Source organism: Kribbella sp. DT2, from assembly GCF_049844575.1.
GTDB lineage: Bacteria > Actinomycetota > Actinomycetes > Propionibacteriales > Kribbellaceae > Kribbella.
This window is the reverse complement of the sequence record NZ_JBNCLH010000009.1, coordinates 263794-276920: the sequence shown is the minus strand read 5'-3', so window position 1 is coordinate 276920 and position 13127 is coordinate 263794. Positions and strand designations below refer to the sequence as shown.

Genomic DNA, 13127 nt, shown 5'->3' with positions numbered 1-13127 from the left:
CGGAGTACGGGCGCAGTACGGGCAGTGATGCACCTGTGACACCTCGTACCTTGTCGAGTCAACCGAACAAGGAGACGGTCGCGATGCAAGCAGTGACACAGGCAGTGAGGCGCAAGGCATTCGTTGGACTGGCGGCGACCGCGATCCTGGCCGCCGGCCTCGTCGCCGGAACAGCGACGACAGCACAGGCGGCGCCGACGAACTGCAAGATCGGCGCCACCTATGGGCTCGGCCTCAGTGGCGCGGCCGGTAAGTGCACGTCGGGAACCGGCGCCTACCGGGTCCAGATGAAGTGTTACGACGGGACCCGCAACATCTGGCGCTCCGGGAACTGGGCCACCGGCGGAAACTGGACGCGGGTCAATTGCGAGAAGTGGGAAGTCGGGATCTCGGCACACATGCAGACGATGTCCGCCTGACCTCGCGGCCGATCAGATCGGCGATCACCCGTTGTTCCCTACGTCCTGGAGCACAGATGAAGACACGAAAGTTGTGGGCCGCACTGGCCTTGACCGTGGCGGCGACCGGCGTCGCACCGGCGAGCCCGGCACACGCCGCGGACGGACTGGATTCCGTGCGGGTGTACTACCCGTCGGATCTCGGCAACGGCGGACACGTTCTGACGAGGCTCGACTTCGTCAGTCGCACGGAGGTCGTGTACCGGAGTTTCACCGTCCGCGACGTCTGCCCGGGCGACAGCCTGCCGGTCCGTGGCCGAGTGGAGTGGCGTTACACCGACGGTTCGATCGGGTACGGCGCCTGGCGGAACGTCACCAGCGGATGCAGCTCCAGCGGCACGTCCTTCGGAGACATCAGGGTCAGCCGCACGAAGGCGATCGCGAGCGCCCGGGTAACGGTCTGCGTCTACACCGCGTCCGGCGGCAACCGCGGGTGCGCCACGAGTACCGGCCGGGACAACCAGTTCTCGTGAGCGTTCGCCCGGGGCCGTGATCACCCCGCGGTCCGGCAGGCAGCCGCGGGCGTTGAACTCGATGACCTCGTCGTGCCCCTGCCCGGGAGTCTCGGGCAGGGGCACGACCTGAAATCGGCTTGAAGTTGACGTAGCGGCAGCGCCTACCGTCGGAGAGGTCAGTCGATGGGAGGACGGAGATGACCTGGTCGATCGCCGAGGTCGCGAAGGCTTCGGGCGTGACCGCGCGGACGTTGCGGCATTACCACGCGATCGGCCTGCTCGAGCCGGCCCGGACGGCGCCCGACGGGCGGCGGTACTACGGCGAGCAGGAGCTGCTGAAGCTGCAGCAGATCCTGCTGCTGCGGGACCTCGGGCTCACCCTCGGCGTCGTCGCCGAGGTGATCGCGCACCGCAGTACGCGGGACACGATCGAGGTGCTCGGCAAGCACAAGGAGTGGCTGCTGCGTGAGCAGCTGCGGCTCGGACGGCTGGTCAGGACCGTCGAGACGACCATCGAGAACATCGAGAACGGAGGAGAGATGGCACCCGACAAGGTGTTCGAGGGGTTCGAGCACAACCCGTACGAGGCGGAGGCGCGCGAGCGCTGGGGCGACGAGGTCGTCGACGCCGGGTACCGCAAGATGCGGTCCTGGTCCCCGGCCGAGACGGAGAAGGCGAAGACCGGCTACGTCCGGGTTCACGAGCAGCTCGCGGTACTGAAGGCGGACGGTGCCGACGTGTCGGAGCAGCGCGTGCAGGACGTCGTGCAGCTGCACTTCGAGGTGACCAGCCTGTTCTGGGCACCGACGGCCGAGGCTTATCGCGGACTCGGGCAGATGTACGTCGACGACGAGCGGTTCCGGCGCACCATCGGATCCGGTGACGACTCGCTGGTCGAGTACCTGCGCGACGCGATGAACGTCTACGCCGCCAGCAACCTGTAAAAAGATCCCCGGGGCCCCGGGGATAGGGTGACGGCGTGGCCGAGCCGCGACGTATCGAGCTGACCGAGGCACAGACCTCGAAGGCGAGCCGGACCTACTGGGACTCGGCCGCGTCGGAGTACCTCGAGGAGCACGGCGCCTTTCTGGGCGACGACCGTTTCGTCTGGTGCCCCGAGGGCGTCGACGAGGCCGATGCCCAGCTCCTCGGCAGCGTCCGCGGCAAGCGCGTGCTCGAGATCGGCTGCGGCGCCGCACAGTGCTCCCGCTGGCTCACCCGGCAAGGCGCACGATCCGTTGCCTTCGACATCTCCTGCGAGCAGCTCGAGATCGGCAAGGCACTCGACCGCAAGACCGGTACGCCGGTCCGCACGGTCGCCGCGGACGCGGTCGCGATCCCGTTCGCGGACAGCACCTTCGACATCGCGTGCTCGGCGTTCGGCGCGCTGCCGTTCGTCGCCGACGCCGAGGCCGCGCTCCGCGAGATCGCGCGGACCCTCAAACCCCAAGGCCTGCTGGTCTTCTCGGTCACGCACCCGATCCGCTGGAGCATGCCCGACGACCCGACCCCGGCCGGGCTGCGGATCACCCACTCGTACTTCGACCGCAGGCCGTACGTCGAGGTCGACGAGCACGGCGCCGCGATCTACGTCGAGCACCACCGGACCACCGGCGACTGGATCCGCGCGATCACCGGCGCCGGCTTCGTCCTCGACGACCTGCTCGAACCGGAGTGGCCGGCCGGCCACGACCAGGTCTGGGGCGGCTGGGGACCAGAACGCGGCCGCCTGCTCCCAGGCACCGCGATCTGGTCCGCCCACAAGCCCTAAGCCGCGCGACGACCCCGCGGCCGCAGCGTCAGGAACCCGGCCAGGGCGAGCAGCAACAGGCCGAGGATCAGCGACAGCAGCGGCACCCAGAAGCCGATCAGGTGCAGCTGGGACGCCTTGTCCGCGTAGCCGCCCTCGGACTTGCCGTCGACCGTCGCGCCCTCGACGTTCTTCTTCACCGTCGCGTCGTCGTACCCGATCGTCGCGTCGGTCGCGGTGATCTTGGCCTCGCCGTTGTAGTCGATCGTGGCGAGCTGCTTCTCCTCGCCCTTGATGATCGCGCCGGTGACCGGCTCGATCCACAGCGTCCGGGCGTTCTGGTAGCTGCGGTCCACGAGGACCGACGGCTGGCCCTTCTCACCGATCAGCGCGCCGGGCACCTTCAGCTTCGCCGCCTGCGGCACCTCGGACTTCGGGATCTCCTGGACGAACTTGTAGACCTTCAGCCCGAGCAGCTCGGTCTCGCCCTTGAACTCGATCGGGAACGCCTTGCGCAGTGTGCTGTCCCAGAACGTGTACGTCTTCTTCTCGGTGCCGAACGGGAACTTCAGCACCAGCCCCTCGTGACCGTCCTTGAAGACCTGGTCGCCCGGCCGCTTGCGGTCCGCGGCGTTCAGCGTCGTGGTGATGTACTCGCCGCTGTTGTCCTTGGCCCCGTCCGGGTTCCAGGCGATCGCCTCGCCGGTGTGCGCGTCCAGCACCACCCGCTCCTGCACGAAGCTCAGCGGCGCCTTGTCGTCACGCTTGGCGTCGTCCTCGCTCGGGAACGCGTAGGCCGGGTCTTCGTCGGTGACCACCGCGGTGTCGAAGACGACCACCTTGCGGTTCAGCTCCTTGCCGATCTTCTCGGCCGCGACCACGTCACCGCGCACGGTCCGGGTCGACGTCAGCGGCAGCTTCGTCTCCTGCTGCGTCGCGACCACGAACACCGTGCCGTCGTCCACCGTCTTCGACGTGGTGTGCGCGACCTGGTCCGGCGGCGCCACCGCGAGCGTCGGGTAGGCGTAGAACCTGGCCATCACGGCCACCCCGACGAAGAAGATCCCCAGTGCCAGCAGCACGATCCGACTGCGATTCCCCACAACAACCCCTCCCGGTCTGTCCGCGGGACGCTACCAGCGAGTAGCGTCCTTGAACAGAGGCAGTCGTGGTCGTCCCGCACTGACCTATAGTTCGGCTCCATGAGGGGGATCCAGGGCGTGCTCGCGCGCCGTCGTACCGCGTCCGAGACGGCTGTACGGCGTGCGTCGGCGAGTCGCTTCACCGCGCCCGAACCAGCCGCTCTGCGGGCGCTCGTCGTCGGCGTCGCGGTCGTCCAGTCGGTGGTGCTCGGCCTGCTCGCGCGCCGCGGGTACTGGCTCAGCGACGACCTCGAGTTCCTGGTGCAGGGCGGCCGGGGCTTCGCGCCGGACGAGCTGCTGACCCCTGTGAACGATCACATCGCGCCGGGTCTGCGCTTCGTCTACGCGGCCTTCGCCGAGCTCGCCCCGCTGAACTGGGACTTCACCGTCGCGTGCCGCGTTCTCCTGCAGGCGTTGGCGATCGCGCTGCTCGGCCTGCTCCTGCTGCGGCTGCTCGGGTCGACCTGGTGGGTCCTGACCGGCACCGTCGTCTACGCGCTGACCGCGCTCAGCATGCCGTCGTTCATGTCCCTGTCGAGCGGCGTCAACAACCTCCCGGCCCACGTCTTCAGCCTGCTCCTGCTGCACGCGACCGTCGACTGGTCCGCCGGCCACCGCCGCCGAGCCGTTGCCTACGGCCCCTTTTCACTGCTGGTCTCCCTGGCCTGCTGGGAGAAGTCGGGCCTGATCCTCGTCACCGCGCTGGCCCTGGCGCTCTACCTGCGCGAGCCTCCCCTGAAGCTCTGGCTCCGCCGGACCTGGCCGTACGCCGCCGCACTGACCGTCCCTGTCGTTGCCTTCGGCATCTTGTACGCCGCCAACGGCAACCCGTCGGACGGCCGGCTGCCCGGCTTCGGCACCCTGGTCGAGCTGGCCGGCAGGTCCTTCGCCGTACCGGTCGGCGCCCTCGCCGGCGGCCCGTGGACCTGGACCCCGAGCTCCGGCGCCTTCGGGCTGGCCGAGGCTCCGGCCGTCGTCGTGGTGCTCGGCGGGATCGTCGCGGCCGGCCTACTGGCGACGGCGTGGCGCCGGGATCGCCGGGCGCTGCTGCTCTGGGCCTCGGTCGGCATCTACACCCTGGTCACCGTCCTGCTCGTGGGCTACGGGCGCTTCGCACTCTTCGGCGCCACCTTCACCGTGCACCACCACTACTGGTCGGACCTCTCGATCCCGCTCACGCTCGCCGTCGTCCTCACGGCACGGTCGGTCCGCCTCCCACCACTCGTAGCCACCGGCGCGATGGTCGCGTGGACCGCGGCCGCGATCGTCTCGCTGGTCAACTTCGCCCAGTACTGGGACGACAACCCGTCCCGCCCGTACTTCACCACGCTGCGCGCCGAGCTGGACCAGGCGGGCCCGTCGGTGAACCTCTGGGACACCCGCCTGCCCGAGTCGCTGTCGATCGCGCTGTCGGCCGATCCACGCGTCTCCCCGGTGCTGCGGACGGCCGGGATCCCCTTCCAGCTGCAGGCCTCGAGCAGCGAGCCGCGCATGGTCGACGACACGGGGCTGATCCGTCCGGCGCACCTCACCCCGTGGGCGACCGCCGTGATGCCGCCGAAGAAGAAGGGACAGATCTGCTCGGTCCTCCTGCAAGGCGCGCGCACGATCACGCTGCCGCTGAAGGCGACCACCGCCGAGCGACCGAAGGCCGCCTGGTTCCTCGAGGTCGGTCACCTGAGCACCCGGGAGCACACCGTCGCGGTCGAACTGGTCGGCACGGACGGCCGCACGGTCGCCGTACCGGCGGGGTCCGGGGCGTGGCCTGCCGGACTGGCGAACAGTTACCTAGGTCCGACCCCGGCGACCGACCTGGCCGCGGTCCGGTTCCGGACCACCGACCCCGAGAGCAACCTCTGCATCGGTAGTGTCGAGGTCGGCTTGCCGCAGGTGAGCCAATGAGACAGGCCCAGCCACAGACGCAGGTGAGTGAATGAGACGGATGCGCTTCCCCGCCCTGGACGGTCTGCGGGCCTTCGGTGCCCTCGCCGTGCTGACGACGCACGTCGGCTTCCACAGCGGCGACGCGCTCAACGGACCCTTCGCCGGCCTGCTGGCGCGGCTCGACGTCGGAGTGGCGATCTTCTTCGCCATCTCCGGCTTCCTGCTCTACCGCCCGTACGTCGTCGCCTGGTTCGGCGAGACCGAGCCGCCGCTGACGCTGCCGTACCTGCGCAACCGCGCCCTGCGGATCCTGCCCGCGTTGTGGGTGGCCGTCGTGCTCGCGGCCCTGCTGGTCCCCCGGCAGGACGGCATCACCTGGACGACGTACCTGCGGCACGCGTCGTTCAGCCAGATCTACGTCGACTCGCCCGCCGCCGACGGGCTGACCCAGATGTGGAGCCTGGCGACGGAGGTAGCGTTCTACCTGTTGCTGCCGTTCCTGGCCCGCTTGCTGATCAGCTACGAGCGCCCGACCCGCAAGGCCGTCCGTCGCCGGCTGGCGGTGCTGACCTGCTTCACGGTGCTCGGCCCGATCTGGATGGCCGCCGTCAACGCCACCGACCGGCCGATGGCCGGGCTCTGGCTGCCCGGATACCTCGGCTGGTTCGCGGTCGGGATGGGGTTCGCGCTCTGGCAGGTCGCCCGGAGCAGCGGACGGCTCGGGCCGTCCGCGCTGGACACGCTGTCCACGATCCCCGGCACGATCTGGGCGGTCGCGGCCGTCCTGCTGGTGATCGCGTCCGGCCCGCTCGCCGGCCCCTACGACCTGACGTCGTCGAGCGCCGGCGAGGCGTTCGTGAAGAGCCTGCTCTACACCGCGATCGCCGCCTGCGTGGTGTTCCCGGCGATCACACCGTCGCGGCGGACCACCGCGATGCTCGGCGGCCGGATCGCGCACGTCGCGGGAGACATCTCGTTCGGCGTGTTCTGCTACCACCTGATCGTGCTGAGCCTGATCGAGCGACTCTTCGGGATCGAGCCGTTCCAGGGGCACTTCGCGTTGCTGTTCTGGCCGACCCTGGTCGTGTCAGCCGGTGTCGCGGCCGCGAGCTACTACCTGATGGAGCGGCCGATCATGCGGCTCGGTCGCCGCGACCGCTCTTACGACGTCTCACCGGTCGGTCTGGACAGCACGGCCAACGCGGCTGCCAGCAGTACGGATCCCTGGACGACTCCGGAGGTCAGTCCTGCTCCCCCGTCCGGCCAGGGCTGAGCCGCGGCGATCGCCGTACCGAGCAGGACGGCTGCGACCACCGCACCGATCAGGGCGATCCTGCGACCGTCCAGGAACCAGGCAAGCGCTGCGGCAACGACTGTGACGACCAGGCCGATCCAGCCGGCCATGAAGATGCCCGCCACCACCAGCAGGACAGACGTGGGCCAAGCGCCGAGGCGCTGGGCCTCACGCAGCCGGTGGCCGGAGTGCCGCGACCGGCGACGCGAGAAGATCGCCAGCCCGGCCACCAGGAGCAGGGCGACCAGTCCGACCAGCAGACCGGCCCGGTAGTCGCGGTCGGGGGTGAAGCGCGCGGTGACCTGCTGCTCGGGTCCGGCCGGGAGCAGCCAGCCCTGCTGCCATCCGCCGACGCGGATCGGTGTCAGCTTGCGGCCGGTGCTGTCGCGGGCCTCCCAGCCCGTACTGAAGTTCTGCGCGACGGTCAGCACCGAGTCCTCGGTGGCCAGCGGCGCCTCCAGCATCAGCTCCGACGGACTGGGCCGCCAGACGTTGACACCTTGGGCTGCCGCGTTCTCCGGCTGCGTCGCGTCCGTCCTGGTCAGCGCCAGCTCGACCGGCACGAAGTCCTTGCTGCCAACGACATCCAGGGTGTGGCGACCGGCCTGCAACGGGACGGACGGCTGCTGGCACAACGAGTACTTCACCAGCCGCCGCTGCAGCACGTCCCGCATCGTCGCGGTCACCTTGGTCGCGGCGGGCACACCGTCGACCTGAACTGTCGGACCGAATCCGCAGACTGCGCCGGTGACCGCGTTGGGGTCGATCGCCTTGCGCAGGTCGTTGGCCCCGAGGATGCGCAGCTCGGCCACCCCGACGGGCAGGCGGCGGGACAGACCGGTCGCGGAGTCGACGTCGACCAGGTCCTGCGTCCCGGTGAACACCAGCTCGATCGTGCGTACCGACTTGAACCGGTCCGGGAACGTCACGAACCCCTCGGGCGTCACCTTCAGCGTCGTCGGCGTACCGCCGTCGAAGCGAACCGCCACCTCACTCGGCCGGGCCGCCGCCAGGTACGGGTCGCTCAGGAACTGCATCCCCTGCAGCTTGCGGGACCCCGGCAACTTGAGGGTCAGGGTCGGACGTTCGTCCCCCGGTGCTGCTACCCAGCCGGTGCCGAGGTCCTGGTCGACCACCGCACCGGGCCGGCCTTCGGGCGCCGTCACTGCTCGCGAGGACGCCGTCGCGGTGATCCCGCCCGGCACCTCCAGCAGCCGCTCCAGCGACGCGCCGTCCCGTGGCAGCGCCGTCCCTTGCAGCTTGTACGACGCGGCGCCGGGCAGGTCGACGCTGCGGTAGAGACCGGTCGGCTCCTCCGAGTCCTTCGCGACGCCCTGCCGGCACAGCGAGCGGGCGCCGACGTGCAGGCAGGCTGAGCGACCGGGCTGCTCGTTGCGGAACAGCAGCGCGTCCGGCTGCTTCACCAGTCCGCCCGGCACCTCGAGCCGGCTGACCGGAGTCAGACCGGGCAGCATCACCTCGGCGATCGCGACGCCGTTCGGGTTCTTGCCGTCGGTCACGCCGACGCTCAGCCGCAGGCGCTGCGTGAATCCATCCGGCGCCGGCACGGGCTGCGGCTTGCCGGTGCCCTCGACCACGGTGGTCAGCGACCCCGCGTCGGTGTCCACCTTCAGCGTGCGGACCGGGTCGGTCGTCGGTGCCTGCAGCGAGAACTGCACCTTCAGGTCGGACACCTTGCGCGGCGCGGTGAAGTCGAGCTCCAACCACTCACCGCTGCTCTGCCCGAACGTGCCGGAGATCCAGCGGGTCGAGGGATCGCCGTCCAGCGCCGCGAACGGCCCGTTGCCCGGTCCGGTCCGCAGAGTCGCGTCGGCATCAGCTGCCGACGAGGAAGCCCGTACGTCGGCCACGCCGCCGCCCCACACCCGGGTCGTCGGCGGTGAGGGCGGGTCGAGCAGGTAGTCGAGCGTCCGGCGTCCCATCCGGCCCGGGTCGTCGGCAGTCATCACCGGCGAGTAGTTCTCGGCCGGGCGCCCCACGGACACCTCACGCCGTTGCAGGCCGTCGGTCTGGACCAGCGGCAGGTCGAGGCCGTTGGTGTCGGTGCTGAGCACCGCCTCGCGATTGCCACCTAGTGCGGTGAGCACCGACGGCACGTCCTCCGGGCCGCCGCGCACCGCGACCAGCTCCGACTGCGGGACCAGGCGGCCCGGGCTGACGTCGTCGCCGACGTCGTAGATCTCCACGCTCGGGTAGGGCAGCCGGGTGCGCTCGTCCAGGGTCACGGTGGGCGACTCGATCGAGCTACCGGTCACCGGGCCGAAGTACGCCGCCCGGGCGATGCCCGCCTCGGCCAGGCTCTCGTGCACGGCGACCGTCGGGCTCACCTGCGCGTCGTACCGGAGGTCGTTGCGGACGACGACGTACCGGACGCCGGCGCGGACCAGTGCTTGCTGCAGGGTCCTGTCGCCGATGCCGGAGGCGAGTCGGCGTTCGACCTCGTCCAGCCAGCGCGTCGTACCGGCTGATCCGAGCGGAACGGCGTCCCGCACCGCCATCGGCCGCTTCAGCAACGCCTGGAACGGCTCGTCCTTCGTGGAACCCCAGGTGAAGTCCGCGAACGACGCAGCCGGTACGACGAGCACGCTGCCGCTCGTCTGCTGGCTGTCGAGCCAGGACGCGGCTTCACGCCAGTGCGCGGGGATCGCCTCGTAGCTCTCGTCTCTGGGCAGCTGAGCGAAGATGGCCGGTGTCGCGACCGACAGGACCAGGCACGCGGCGAGCGCAGGCACCAGACGACGCTGTACTCCGCGGGCCGTCGCCCAGCTGGCCAACCGGGTCAGCGCATGAGCTGCGGCGAGTGCCAGCGGCAGCCGCACGACCAGCTCGAACTTGTGGGTGTTGCGCAGCGCTGCCAGCGGTCCGTCGAGCAGGTCCTGCAGCTGCCCGGACAGAGGCGAGCTGTGATGGCCCAGCGTCAGCAGGAGCAGCCCGACCACGACCGAGAGCTGCAGGAAGCCCCTGTTCTTCAGCGAGCCCATCGCCAGACCCGCCAAGCCCAGCAGGGCCACGGCCGCGGTCGTCAGGATCAGCGCGGGCTGCGTGACGAACAGCCAGCCCGCCGGCCAGCTCGGTCCGTCACCGGTGCCCAGGAAGTTCAGCCACTGCGAGGTGCCGCGGAACGACTCGAAGATGCTCGCGGTGCCGGTGGTGGTTGCCGCGTTCTCGATCCAGTCCAGGAACGGCGGGCTGTACCGGCCGAGCAGCAGCAACGGGACCAGCCACCAGAACGACACCGCGACGATGCAGCCGAACCAGCCGGCCGCGATCTTCAGCGTCGACCGGTCCAGCCGGCGCGTCAGCAGCCACAGCGCGGGCAGCACCAGCGTCGCGCCGGTCGCGACCGCGTTCACTCCCCCGACCAGTCCGAAGGCCACGGCCGACCAACCGACCCGCCACCAGCCGGAGCGCGCCCGCGGCGTCACCAGCGGCAGCAGGACCCAGGGCGCCATCGCCAGCGGCCAGACCTCGATCGAGGTGATCGCCACCTCGCCGAGCATCCGTGGGCTCAGTGCGTAGAGCAGGGCGACAGTGAAGCGAGCCCAGGGCGCGCCGTACCCGAGTGCACCGGCCAGCTTCCAGACGCCGACGAACGCCGTACAGAGGACCAGCGCCCACCACAGTCGCTGAATCGCCCAGCCAGGAACGTTCACCACGTCCAGCAGCCAGTGAAACGGTCCCATCGGCAGCAGGTAGCCGTACGCCTGGTTCTGCAGCTGCCCGAACGCGCCCTGCGGGTCCCACAGGTGCAGCGCCCGCGCCAGGAAGGCGCCGGGGTTGGCCGTGAGGTCCAGCTTGGTGTCCGGCACGATCTTGCCCGGCGCCTGGTGGAACGACAGCGCCACCAGCAGCAGGCAGCCCAGGACGAGACGTGCCCGCCAGACCACCTGCTCCGGGCTGCCTGCTCTCAGCCGCTTGAGTGGTCCTCGCAACAAGCTGCTCATAGGCGCCGAAGCACCAGGACGAGGTTCCAGGTCACGACCTCACGCACACCAGGCACAGCCAGTACGCCGTACGCCCAGCGCGGGTGGTACCTCGGCACGGTCGCCACCAGCTCGGCCTCCGCGCACTGCCGGGCCCAGCGCAGTCCGCCGGCCACGGTGATCGGGAAGAGGGACTCACCGAACCTGTTCTTCGGCGGGTGGCCCTTCTGCTTCTCGTACCGGCGTGCGGCCCGGTCCCCGCCGAGGTAGTGCCAGGGAGCCGTCTCGTGGCCGCCGTGCGGACCCCACCAACCGGTGTAGGACAGGAAGACCGTGCCGCCGGGCTTGGTGACCCGGACCATCTCGTCCGCCATCAGCCACGGGTCCGGCACGTGCTCCAGCACGTTCGAGGAGAAGCAGATGTCGACCTGCTGGTCACCGACCGGCAGGGCCATCCCGCTGCCGAGCACTGTGCCCGGTGAGGGCTCGCCACGGCCGCTGAGCTCACCCAGGTCCGAGTCGACGGCGTAGTAGCGAGCGCCGGCGGCCCGGAACGCGTCGGCGAAGTAGCCGGGTCCGCCGCCGACGTCGAGCATCCGCGCGCCGCGCAGGTCGACGTACGCCGAGAGCTGGCCGACCGAGTCCTCGGCGAGCGTTCCGTAGAAGGTGTCCGGGTCGCTCTGCTCGACCCCGAAGGCCCGAAACAACCGCAGCGCGCGCCGGACGTCCGCGGTCCACCGCACGGTGGTTTCGGAGTCCGGGAACGTTGCACGCACAGGCGGGACGATAACCGATCTCACGACCTCTGGCGGACATCGTTACTGCCTGGTAACCTCGCGCCGCATTACCCGGGGGTAGCTTCGTCGAGGGTGGGGGTTGTGGAGTGCGTGCTCAGAGCGTGCTTTTGCTGAACTGGCGGGACACGACAAATCCGGAGGGCGGGGGCTCGGAGCGGTACGTCGAGGAGGTCGCGAGAGGCCTTGCAGCGCTGGGCTGGCGGGTCACCGTGCTGTGCGCGGCCTACCCCGGCAGTCCCCGCGAGGCACGGCGGTACGACGTCCGGTACGTCTACCGCGGCAGCAAGGTCACCGTGTACCTGCGCGGCCTGCTGCACACGGTCCTGCGCGGGCCGGACAGGGTGGTCGACGTGCAGAACGGTTTGCCATTCTTTACCCGCCTCGTACGTCGTACCGGGGTGGTCGTGCTGGTCCACCACGTCCACGAGGAGCAGTGGCAGGTGGTGTACCCCGGCTGGCGTGGCCGGTTCGGGTGGTGGCTCGAGTCGCGGGTCGCACCGAGGCTCTACCGGGACTGCCGCTACGTCACGGTCTCCTCGGCGTCCCGGGACGAACTGGTTGCCCTGGGCGTCGACCAGCAACGGGTGGACGTCGTGCACAACGGCACCGACCCGGCGCCGGCCCGACAGGTCGCGCAGGCCGGCGTACCGACGGTGGTGTGCGTCGGACGGATCGTGCCGCACAAGCAGGTCGAGCACGCGGTCGACGCCATCGCCGCGGCGCGCGTAGTCCTGCCCGACGCGCGACTCGTCGTGGTGGGGTCGGGCTGGTGGGAGGACTCACTGCGCGAGTACGTCGCTTCGCGGGGTCTGCGGGACGCGGTGGAGTTCCGGGGACACGTGAGCGAGGCCGACAAGCACGCGGCGTACGACGAAGCGTGGGTGCAGGCCCTGCCGAGCCTGAAGGAAGGCTGGGGGCTGGTGGTCGGCGAGGCTGCCGGCCACGGCGTACCGACTGTTGCCTACCGCAGTGCGGGCGGGCCGACCGAGTCGGTGCAGGACGGCGTGTCAGGGGTGCTGGTGGACGACGCCGCGGAGTTCAACGCGACGATCACCACGCTGCTGCTGGACGAGAGCCGGCGGCGGGCGCTGGCGGCGGGTGCGCTGGCCAGTGCGGGCAACTACACCTGGGCCGCCACGGCGACCGCGTTCGACCGGGTCCTCACCGGCCGGCCGGCTCTCGAACGGCAGAGGTCCTACTTGTTCCCGTAGGCCACGATCGGCACGTCGGCCTGGCCCTGCGCGGCGTCGGGGCCGGGCTTGGCCGGGTCTTCCTGCACGGACTGGACCACCCCGATGACCGCGGCCGACGCGATCCCCGCCCCCGCGAGCACCGCGATGATGGCACCGATCAAAGCTCCCATGAAACGTGTCCCCTCCTCGAAGTAAACCGAAGAGTAACAA

At 70.2% G+C, this 13127-nt stretch carries 11 protein-coding genes; 7 read left to right on the top strand and 4 right to left on the bottom strand.

Translation table 11 applies throughout. The features are described 5' to 3' along the window. Window positions 1–104 precede the first annotated feature (104 nt). The 4 genes from ACLQ2O_RS33495 to ACLQ2O_RS33480 all read left to right on the top strand — a co-directional run bounded on the left by ACLQ2O_RS33495 (window position 105) and on the right by ACLQ2O_RS33480 (window position 2684). Window positions 105–419 carry a hypothetical protein gene (locus ACLQ2O_RS33495; RefSeq protein ID WP_425839818.1) on the top strand — a complete coding sequence of 105 codons (315 nt, stop codon included), beginning with the start codon at window positions 105–107 and terminating at the stop codon, window positions 417–419. A gap of 56 nt (window positions 420–475) precedes the next feature. Then, complete coding sequence (locus tag ACLQ2O_RS33490; RefSeq protein ID WP_425839815.1) at window positions 476–931, top strand: hypothetical protein; 456 nt, start codon at window positions 476–478, stop codon at window positions 929–931. 179 nt (window positions 932–1110) lie between these two features. Continuing rightward, complete coding sequence (locus ACLQ2O_RS33485) at window positions 1111–1857, top strand: MerR family transcriptional regulator (RefSeq protein ID WP_425839812.1); 747 nt, start codon at window positions 1111–1113, stop codon at window positions 1855–1857. Between the two features lie 35 nt (window positions 1858–1892). Further along, window positions 1893–2684: a class I SAM-dependent methyltransferase gene (locus ACLQ2O_RS33480; RefSeq protein ID WP_425839810.1), complete on the top strand. Its 792-nt coding sequence runs from the start codon at window positions 1893–1895 to the stop codon at window positions 2682–2684. Here ACLQ2O_RS33480 and ACLQ2O_RS33475 read toward each other — a convergent pair. Further along, on the bottom strand, window positions 2681–3766 hold the full coding sequence (locus tag ACLQ2O_RS33475; RefSeq protein WP_425839807.1) for a DUF3068 domain-containing protein: 1086 nt from the start codon (window positions 3764–3766) through the stop codon (window positions 2681–2683). The genes ACLQ2O_RS33480 and ACLQ2O_RS33475 overlap by 4 nt on opposite strands. A 99-nt stretch (window positions 3767–3865) precedes the next feature. On the opposite strand from ACLQ2O_RS33475, the gene ACLQ2O_RS33470 reads away from it, so the two are divergent. Together ACLQ2O_RS33470 and ACLQ2O_RS33465 are read left to right on the top strand one after the other, a co-directional pair. Further along, window positions 3866–5707: a hypothetical protein gene (locus tag ACLQ2O_RS33470; RefSeq protein WP_425839804.1), complete on the top strand. Its 1842-nt coding sequence runs from the start codon at window positions 3866–3868 to the stop codon at window positions 5705–5707. A gap of 31 nt (window positions 5708–5738) precedes the next feature. Further along, window positions 5739–6962, top strand: a complete 1224-nt coding sequence (locus ACLQ2O_RS33465; protein WP_425839801.1) for an acyltransferase family protein — start codon at window positions 5739–5741, stop codon at window positions 6960–6962. On the opposite strand, the gene ACLQ2O_RS33460 is transcribed toward ACLQ2O_RS33465, so the two are convergent. Together ACLQ2O_RS33460 and ACLQ2O_RS33455 are read right to left on the bottom strand one after the other, a co-directional pair. Then, a complete protein-coding gene (locus ACLQ2O_RS33460; protein WP_425839798.1) occupies window positions 6851–10948 on the bottom strand; it encodes an alpha-(1->3)-arabinofuranosyltransferase in 4098 nt (1365 codons plus the stop codon). The genes ACLQ2O_RS33465 and ACLQ2O_RS33460 overlap by 112 nt on opposite strands. After that, window positions 10945–11703, bottom strand: a complete 759-nt coding sequence (locus ACLQ2O_RS33455; RefSeq protein WP_425839795.1) for a class I SAM-dependent methyltransferase — start codon at window positions 11701–11703, stop codon at window positions 10945–10947. Before ACLQ2O_RS33455 ends, ACLQ2O_RS33460 begins: the two co-directional genes overlap by 4 nt. 107 nt (window positions 11704–11810) lie before the next feature. Between ACLQ2O_RS33455 and ACLQ2O_RS33450 the strand changes: the two genes are divergently transcribed. Continuing rightward, window positions 11811–12935, top strand: coding sequence for a glycosyltransferase family 4 protein (locus ACLQ2O_RS33450; protein ID WP_425839793.1), 1125 nt, complete (start codon window positions 11811–11813; stop codon window positions 12933–12935). Here the strand turns inward: ACLQ2O_RS33450 and ACLQ2O_RS33445 are convergent. Further along, window positions 12920–13087: a DUF2613 family protein gene (locus ACLQ2O_RS33445; protein ID WP_425839790.1), complete on the bottom strand. Its 168-nt coding sequence runs from the start codon at window positions 13085–13087 to the stop codon at window positions 12920–12922. The two genes, ACLQ2O_RS33450 and ACLQ2O_RS33445, sit on opposite strands and share 16 nt — an antisense overlap. Between the last annotated feature and the right edge of the window lie 40 nt (window positions 13088–13127).